This window comes from Catenulispora yoronensis, assembly GCF_039531695.1.
Taxonomy (GTDB): Bacteria; Actinomycetota; Actinomycetes; order Streptomycetales; family Catenulisporaceae; genus Catenulispora; species Catenulispora yoronensis.
In genome coordinates, this window is sequence record NZ_BAAAQN010000032.1 from 118,607 (window position 1) to 126,888 (window position 8,282).

At 72.3% G+C, this 8,282-nt stretch carries 7 protein-coding genes and 1 pseudogene; 2 read left to right on the forward strand and 6 right to left on the reverse strand.

What is annotated here, in order from left to right; all coding sequences use genetic code 11:
• Positions 1-3 precede the first annotated feature (3 nt).
• Entirely contained in the window at positions 4-1,134 is a 1,131-nt protein-coding gene (locus tag ABD481_RS25180) for an MFS transporter (RefSeq protein WP_344668216.1), read from the reverse strand.
• A gap of 156 nt (positions 1,135-1,290) precedes the next feature.
• Between ABD481_RS25180 and ABD481_RS25185 the strand changes: the two genes are divergently transcribed.
• Complete coding sequence (locus tag ABD481_RS25185; protein WP_344668217.1) at positions 1,291-2,280, forward strand: LysR family transcriptional regulator; 990 nt, start codon at positions 1,291-1,293, stop codon at positions 2,278-2,280.
• Here ABD481_RS25185 and ABD481_RS25190 read toward each other — a convergent pair.
• Positions 2,260-2,748, reverse strand: a pseudogene (locus tag ABD481_RS25190) (RBBP9/YdeN family alpha/beta hydrolase); the annotation flags it as partial. The gene ABD481_RS25185 and the pseudogene ABD481_RS25190 overlap by 21 nt on opposite strands.
• Before the next feature lie 36 nt (positions 2,749-2,784).
• Between ABD481_RS25190 and ABD481_RS25195 the strand changes: the two are divergent.
• On the forward strand, positions 2,785-3,246 hold the full coding sequence (locus ABD481_RS25195; RefSeq protein WP_344668218.1) for an Lrp/AsnC family transcriptional regulator: 462 nt from the start codon (positions 2,785-2,787) through the stop codon (positions 3,244-3,246).
• A 40-nt stretch (positions 3,247-3,286) separates the two neighbouring features.
• Here the strand turns inward: ABD481_RS25195 and ABD481_RS25200 are convergent, their stop codons facing one another.
• The 4 genes from ABD481_RS25200 to ABD481_RS25215 form a co-directional block, all read right to left on the reverse strand.
• Entirely contained in the window at positions 3,287-5,080 is a 1,794-nt protein-coding gene (locus ABD481_RS25200; protein ID WP_344668219.1) for a cell wall-binding repeat-containing protein, read from the reverse strand.
• 179 nt (positions 5,081-5,259) lie between these two features.
• Positions 5,260-6,453, reverse strand: a complete 1,194-nt coding sequence (locus ABD481_RS25205; protein ID WP_344668225.1) for an ABC transporter ATP-binding protein — start codon at positions 6,451-6,453, stop codon at positions 5,260-5,262.
• Positions 6,454-6,539: 86 nt separating this feature from the next.
• On the reverse strand, positions 6,540-7,346 hold the full coding sequence (locus ABD481_RS25210) for an ABC transporter permease (RefSeq protein WP_344668220.1): 807 nt from the start codon (positions 7,344-7,346) through the stop codon (positions 6,540-6,542).
• On the reverse strand, positions 7,343-8,282 hold a 940-nt coding region (locus tag ABD481_RS25215; protein ID WP_425559279.1), incomplete at its 5' end, for an ABC transporter permease. The genes ABD481_RS25215 and ABD481_RS25210, both read right to left, overlap by 4 nt.

The following is an 8,282-nucleotide window of genomic DNA, read 5'->3' on the forward strand; positions in this document are numbered from 1 at the left end:
AGGTCACGCCGGAGCAGCCCGGCGCGTGACGAACGTGGCCAGCACCGACGTCGTCGCCAGCGCCGCGCCGAACCACACAGCGCTCGCCACCCCGGCGGCGTCGGCGAACACCCCGCCGAACAACGCGCCCAGCGCGATCGACAGGTTGTATCCCAGGGTATTGATAGCCATCGCGGCCTCGAACTGGTCCGGCGCCGCGGCCAGCGTCAGATTGATCTGGCACAGGTTCGCGGCGCCGAAACACACGCCGCACACCGCCATCGCCGCCAGCACCCCGACCCGCGAATGCCCGAGAGCCAGCAGCATCAGCAGCGACACAACCAGTCCGGCGCGCGCCACCAGGTAGCTGCCCTTCAAGCTCTTGGTGACGGTGTATCCGGCCACGAAGTTGCCGATCGCGCCGCCGACGCCGTAGACGATGAGCAAGCCGGTGATGAAGCTTGTGGAGGCGTGGGCGGTCTTCTCCATGAAGGGCCGCACGAAGGTGTAGGCGCTGAAATGCCCCAGCACATACAGCACCACGGTGATCAGCACCAAGCGCTGGCGCATGTTGTCCCGGGGCAGGGCGAAGACCTCGCGGACCGGCACGGCGCTGTCCGAGGGCAGTGACGGGACGGTCGCGGTCACGGCCGCGAAAACCAGGACGCTGAGACCGGCCCAGATCAGGAACGTCGTCCGCCAACTGCTGACACCGGCCAGGAAGGTGCCCAGCGGGATGCCGACGACCGTCGCTATCGAGATCCCGGACAACGCGACGGACGCCGCCCGGTTCGCGTGCCGGTCCGGCACCAGGCGCATCGCCATGCTGACGCCGATCGCCCAGAACGCGCCGTTGGCGAAGCCCATGACCAGGCGGGTGGCCATGACCAGGGCGAAGTTCGGAGCGGCGGCGGTGATCAGGTTGCCAATCGCCAGCACGGCGAGCAGCGCCGACAGCAGGACGCGGCGGTTGACCCGCCGGGTCCAGGCGACGATGAACGGCACACCGAGGCCGGAGGAGACACCGTAGAGCGTCACCATCAGCCCGGCGACGCCGAGTGCCACATGCAGGCTGGAACTCATCGGAGTGAGCAGGCCCACCGGCATCATCTCGGTGGTGACGAAAGTGAACAGGCTGGCCGTGATGGCGGCCACGCCGAGCCAGGCCCTCAACGAAGACGGGGGCGAAGGTGCCGGCCGTGTTTGTTGCGTCAGTTGCGGATTCTCAATCACCTCCCCATCGCATCGCGGTCCGATTGATGAGTCCAACACATGTTTGTCACCGGACCGATCGTGATTCACGATTAATCCATGGAGCTCCAGCAACTGCGCTACGTCATAGCCGTCGCCGAGACGAACAGCTTCACCAGGGCCGCCGAGCGCTGTCTCGTGGTGCAGTCGGCGCTGAGCCACCAGATCGCGCGGCTGGAGCGGGAACTGGGAGCGCGGCTGTTCGAGCGCACCAGCCGCCGGGTGAGTCTGACGCCGGCCGGGGCGGCGTTCCTTCCGGCGGCCCGGCAATGCCTGGACGCCGCCGAGCGCGCTGCCGCAGAGGTGGCCGCGGCCGTCGGCGAGGTCCGGGGACGGCTCGCCGTGGGCCTGATCCCGACCGTGACCGCGGTCGACATCCCCGCCGCGCTGCGCGACTTCCGCGAGCGGTATCCCCAGGTGCGGATCGGGCTTCGCGTCGGCGCCAGCAACGATCTGGCCGAGCAGGTCCGGGACGGGACCCTGGACTTGGCGTTCCTCGGCCTGCCGGTGAGTGCGCGGCCGCAGGGCGTCGCAATGCTCGAACTCGCGCGGGAGCGGCTGGTGGCCGTCGTCGCCCCGGACCATCCGCTGGCGGCCGAGGAGTCCGTGGATCTGCGGCGGCTCGCCGCCGAACCCTTCGTCGACCTGCCGGCCGGGACCGCCGGCCGGGCCCAGAGCGACGAGGCGTTCGCGGCGGCGGGACTGGCGCGGCAGGTCCCCTTCGAGGTCACCACGGCCGACTACATCGAGCAGCTGGTGGCGCCGGGGCTGGCCGTCGCGATGCTGCCGGCGACGTGGGCCCCGCGGCTCAGGGGCGTGACCGTGGTCGCGGTGAGCGACGCGCCGCTTCGAGTGGAGTGCGTGATCTGGCGGCCCGAGATCAGAACCCCCGCGGCGACAGCGTTCTTGGCGATCCTAGGAATCGAGGACGCGGGCGTCGGTGCCCAGTCCGGTTCCGGCGACGAACGCGGCGAGCAGCGCCTGCCCGAAGGGCCACATCCCCAGTCCGCTCGCGGCGTTGATATGGCCGGCGCGGCCGACGCTCACTAAGCCGGCGTTCCAGATGACGGTCAGCTGGCGAGCCGTCTCGGGGTCGCAGTACGGGTCGTCGTCGCTGCTGACGACAAGCGTCGGCGTGGTCAGCCTGGTGTGCACGACGGGCACGAAACTGGCGGCCTCGGTGCGGGGGAACCGTGCCGAGGCGACCGACGGCGGCGCGACGAGGAACGCGCCCCGCACGCCGGGCCGGGGCTCGCCGAGCCAGGCCGCCGTCGCCAGGCAGCCGAGGCTGTGGGCGACCAGGACCAGGTCCTCGCCGGCCTGCCGGACCGTGTCGGCCGCGCGGTCCAGCGCCGCGCACCAGTCGTCGAGGTCGGGCTTGTCCCAGGACTCCGGCCGAATGCGGATCGCCCCGTCGCCCCAGGCCCGCTGCCACTTGTCCTGCCAATGGTCCGGGCCGGAGCCGCCGTACCCGGGAATGATCACGTAACGCATGGCCGACAGTATGCGTGGGACCATCGGCGTTCCAGGCGCCCGCGGATGAATGGAAAGTCGATGACCGGACGAACCTCGGATCCATTGGACGCGACCGACCACGCGATCCTCGCGATTCTGCAGACCGACGGCCGCCTGGGCGTCACCGAGATCGGCCGTCGGGTCAACCTCTCGCAGCCGGCGGTGTCGGCGCGGATCAAGCGCCTGGAGCAGAGCGGCGTGATCACCGGCTATCGCGCCGTCGTCGACCCGGAACGGCTCGGCCTGAGCATCCACGCCGTCGTCCGCCTCCGCACGACGCATGCCCGCATCGCCGCGTGTCTGGAGTACTTCGGCGAGGTCCCCGAGATCACCGACGTCCTGCGCCTCACCGGTGAGGACTGCTTCCTGATCGACGTCCACGCCGCCGACGCCCGCCGCCTGGAGGCCGTCGTCGACGGCGTCGCCCGCTTCGGGCCGGTGACGACGTCGTTGGTGCTGAGGGAGTACGGGGCCAAGGCGATCACGCCTTGGCCCCGCTGACTCAGCCGGATCCGCCGACTCCGGTCCACCTGCTCGCCGGCTACTCCTCGTGCCCGCCGACCGCCCGCGCGACCTGGTCCATGACCTTCTGCGGCACCGCCTGCGTCCCGCCGAAGATCGTCACCGGCGTCACGAAGCTCGCCGACCGGATCCCGGCCAGGTAGCCGACCAGCTTCTCGTTGACGGTCCCCGGGTCCTCCAACATCAGCGGACCGCCGACCTCGGCCATGTACGCGCCGCCGGTGAGGGCGTCGGCGAAGCTGAGTCCGGTCGCGACGCCGACGGCCGGGGACGCCGCGTTGAACGGCGCGCCGCCCTCCGCGGCGATGCAGTCGGAGGTGCTGTAGCGGTCTCCGCCTTCGCAGCCCAATGAGTAGTTGATGGCCACCTTGCGCTGATCGGCGAGGGCGCGCACCGCGGAGGCGGCCGGGCGGCCCGCCGAGAACACGGTCTGGTTCGTGACGGAACCGACGCTCAGACGCCGGCCCACGTAGTCGGCGGTCGCCGGGTCCAGGGTGTCGCCGTCGGACAGGACGATGGCCGCGGGCGTGCCGCCGGTACCGAAGTGGTTGACGGCGAACGGCCCGGCGGACAGGGCGTCGGGGAACGCGCGGCCGGTCGCGACGATCATGTGGTCCGGGGAGCCGAGGCCGTCCTTGGCGATGGCCAGGGCGGTCGCGTACCGGTCGGCGCCGGCGTAGCGCACCACGTCGTAGCCGTCCTGCACCAGACGCGCCTTGATCGCGGGGGAGATCGCGGCGTCGCCGCCGAGCAGATACACGGTCTTGCCCGCGTTCGGGGGCAGCACTCGCTTGATCTCGGCCTCGGTGTCGGCGGTGAGGGTCGCCGGATCGGTCAGCAGCAGCGGACCGTTGCGGTACGCCGCCAGCGGGACGCCGGCCAGCGCGTCCGGGAAGGTGTCGGAGCGCGCGAGCACGACGCTGTCCGCATAGCGCTTCGGAGCCAGCGGAGCCGGATCAGCGTGGTCGGCCCACAGCGCCTGCGACACGGCCACGCCGGTGCCGAACCGGTCGGCGCCGGACAGCCGCGACACCGGCATCACGTTGGGCACCTGCACCTGGACCACGGCGCTCGCGCTGCGGGTGCTGCCCGGGTGCTGGTAGTCCGCCTCGGTGAAAGTGATCCGCAGCTGGTAGACGCCCGGTGCGGAGTAGGTGTGAGTGCGCAAGGGCTGGCCGTCCACGGTGTCGGCCGGAGTGCCGTCGCCCCAGTCGTAGGTCGACGAGAACGGGTTGTAGACCTCGGACACGCCGCGGACCTCATAGTCGGCCTGGACCGTGTTCGGACCCGTCAGGAAGACGTTCGGCGCCAGCGCCAGGCCCCACGGCGAGGAGGACGGCGAAGCGCCCACCGGATTCCGGACGGTGGCGAACCGGTAGTCGACCGGCGCGGTCGGGGCGCCGCCGGCGTCGAAGCCCTGCACGACGAGGTCGTGGTTGCCCGGAGCCGGGGTGAGCAGGGTGATCTGCGCGCGGCCCTGTCCGTCGGCGTTCCGGAAGCCGACACCGTTTCCGGCGGACGCGCCGTCCAGCCGGTAGGAGAAGCACACGGCGTGCGAGGCGCCGACCGCCAGCGATCCCACCTGGTCCGGGACGTGCTGGCTGTAGGTGTCGGCGGGGAAGTCCTGCGAGGAGACGCTTACCGGTCCGGCCGCGGTCGGGGCCGCGGGAGCCGTGGCCGGCCGCTCCCCGCAGAACGTCGCCGGGGCGGCGTGCGCCTGGTCGGCGATGCCGACCGACGCTGCCGCGATGCCGAGTGCGGTGCCCGCCAACGCCTTGCCGCGCACGGATATGTGAGCAGATGAGCGCGCCATTGTTCCCCTTGGTCACGTGGTCTTCCGGAAATGCCGTGGAGTGCGGCGCGGACACTATAAGGGTTCGACCACCGGTTCGGGAACGGGAGATCAGGACGGCGCCGCTCCTCGCGCGCGGAACGGCGCCCACCGGCGAACCCGCCGGTCAGCGGACCGGCGGGCTCGGCGGGCTCGGCGGGTCAGCGCTCGACCACCATCACCGGCGCGTCGTCCAGCACCACGTCGGCGCGCCGGCCCGGCACCAGCTCGGCCGCCGCCGCGCTGGGCACGTCGGAGAGCACTTCGGTGCCGTCTGCCAGCACCGCGGTGATCCGCGTGATCGGGCCGCGGAAGCCCGCCAGCCGCACGGTGGCGGCGCCGTGCTCGGCCGGTTCGAGGCGGACCGCCTCGGGCCGGATCAGGACCGCGACCTCCCCTCCTGACGGCCGCGACCCCCCGATCCGGTCACCGATCCGGCCACCGATCCGGCCACCGGACTCGCCCCCGGCCCCGGTCCCGCTGCCGGACCCGCCGGCGGACTCGCCACCGGCCCCGGACTCGCTGCCGATCGCGTCCCGCACCGGCAGCCGGCGCCCCGCCACCTCGACGGCGGTGCCGTCGGCGGCCAGGATCCCGGGCAGGCGGTTCATCGTGCCGATGAACCCCGCCACGAACGCCGTCGCCGGGTTCGCGTACACCTCGGCCGGGGCCGCGCACTGCTCCAGCCGGCCGGCCCGCATCACCGCGACCTGGTCGGCGACGCTGAGCGCCTCCTCCTGGTCGTGGGTGACGAACACCGTGGTGATGCCCAGCCGGGTCTGCAGGGCCCTGATCTCCTCGCGCAGCTGCACCCGGACCACTGCGTCCAGCGCGGACAGCGGCTCGTCGAGCAGCAGCACCCGCGGCTCGATGGCCAGTGCCCGGGCCAGCGCGACCCGCTGCTGCTGGCCGCCGGACAACTGGTGGGTGTACTTCGCCGCGTGCGCCGACAGGCCCACCAGCTCCAGCAGCTCGCCGGCCCGGGTGCGGCGCCGGGCCGCGTTCCAGCCGCGCATCCGCAGCCCGAACGCGACGTTGTCCAGCGCGTCCAGGTTCGGGAACAGGCTGTAGGACTGGAACACCATGCCCATGTCCCGCTTGTTCGCCGGGACCCGGGCCACGTCCTGGCCGCCGACCCGGACCTCGCCCCGGTCGCTGTGTTCGAGCCCTGCGATGATCCGCAGCGCGGTGGTCTTGCCGCAGCCGGACGGGCCCAGCAGGCAGGTCAGCGTGCCCGGCGCCACGGTCAGGTCCAGGCCGTCCAGCGCGGCCACGCCGCCGAAGGACCGGCTCAGGCCGACGAGCTCGACGGACGGCGCGGACGGCGCCGACGACGCGGACAGTGCGCCCGGCAGGTTCGGCGCACCCGGCGCTCCCGGCGCGGACTGGCCGGCGGCACCCGGCGGGTCGGCCGGAACGGACGGGCTGGACAGGGCGGCGCTCACCGGCTGGTCCCCGCTTTCTCGGGCTTCTTGGCGGACCGGCCGCGGCCCAGATGCGAGACCAGCATCAGCAGCAGCCAGGACAGGAACAGGATCAGCATCGCGGCCGTGGTCGCGACCTCGCCGTCCTGCTGCCCGGCCTGGTCGGTCCAGACCGGGAAGGTGTTGAGCAGCAACAGATTGGCGATGGTGAACTCGCCGAGGGCCAGCGCCGCGCCGAGGATCCCGGCCGAGGCGATCGCGGTGCGGATGTTCGGCACCACCACCCGCCACAGCGTCGCCGGCCAGCTCGCGCCCAGGCTGCGGGCCGCCTCCACCATCGTGGTCAGCGGGATCGCCGACAGCCCGGCGTCCAGCGAGCGGTAGGTGAACGGCAGCGCCAGCACCACGTACTCCAGCACCAGGATCCACCACGACCCGGTGATCGCCTCCGGCCAGGACTTGAACGCGCCCAGGATGCCGTTGGCGATGACCACCGCCGGGATCGCCATCGGCAGCAGGCACACGCCCTCCACCAGCCGGCGCATCCGCGGCAGCCGCAGATGCAGCCACGCCATCGTCGGCACCATCAGCGCCAGCAGCAGCACCACCGTCACCGCCGCGATCTTCAGCGACGTCATCAGGTTCTCGGCGAACCCGTCCTGGTGCACCAGCCCGGTCCACACCGACAGCGTGTGCCCCATGTTCCGGCGGCTACCGCCGAGGGTGAAGTCCACGGCCGCGTACAGCGGCAGGAAGAAGTAGCCCGCGAACAGGAGCAGGACCACCGCGCGGCCGACCGGCAGCCGCGACGTCGCCGCGGTCATCGCAGCCACCTCGCCGTCCGCCGCTGGAGCAGCGTGTAGGCCACCACCACGACGCTCACGATCACGATCATCCACAGCCCCAGCGCGTTGCCGATGTTCTGCTGCCCGGCCAGCACGTTGCCGGACATCACCGACCCGATCTGGATCGGCACCAGCGGCACCGTGCCGGTGCTCAGCGCGTACGCCGTCGCGTACGCCGCGAAGGCGTTCGCGAACAACAGCAGCGCCGCGCCCAGGAACGGCGGCGCCAGCAGCGGGCCCCCGACCCGCAGCCAGTACTGGAGCCGCGAAGCGCCCAGATTGCGCGCCGCCTCCTCCCACTGCGGCCGCAGCCCGTCCAGTGCGGGGAAGATCACCAGCAGCATCAACGGGATCTGGAAGTACAGGTACACCAGCACCAGGCCGGCCATGTTCCACAGCACGAACCCGTGCTGCGTCAGGTTGTAGCCGGCGCTGTTCAGCCACTTGGTCACCAGGCCCTGCGGCCCCAGCGTGGCCAGGAACACGAACGCCAGCGGCAGGCCGCCGAAGTAGGCCAGCACCCCGGAGGCCGTGGTGACCGCACGGTGCACCAGGCCGTCCCGGCGCGCGCCGGACACCGCCACCGCCAGCGCCAAGCCGAACACCGCGCCGAGCAGCGCGCTGATCACCGACAGCTCGATGCTGACGGTGAAGGCGTGCCGGTACGGGTCCTTGAGCGCGGTGGTGACGTTCGACAGCGTCGCGTTCCCGGCGTCGTCCTGGAACGCGGCGGTGATCACCGCGTAGGCCGGCGCGCCGAGGAACACGGCGACGTAGAGCGCGAACGGCGCCAGGCCCAGCAGGTCCAGCGGCCGGGTGCGGCCCGCCGCGCCGGAGGCGTCCGCGCGGCGCCGGCGGCGGGGGAGTCGGAGACGGAACGCCGCGGCGGCCGGCGCGGGAGAGCCCGCGCCGGCC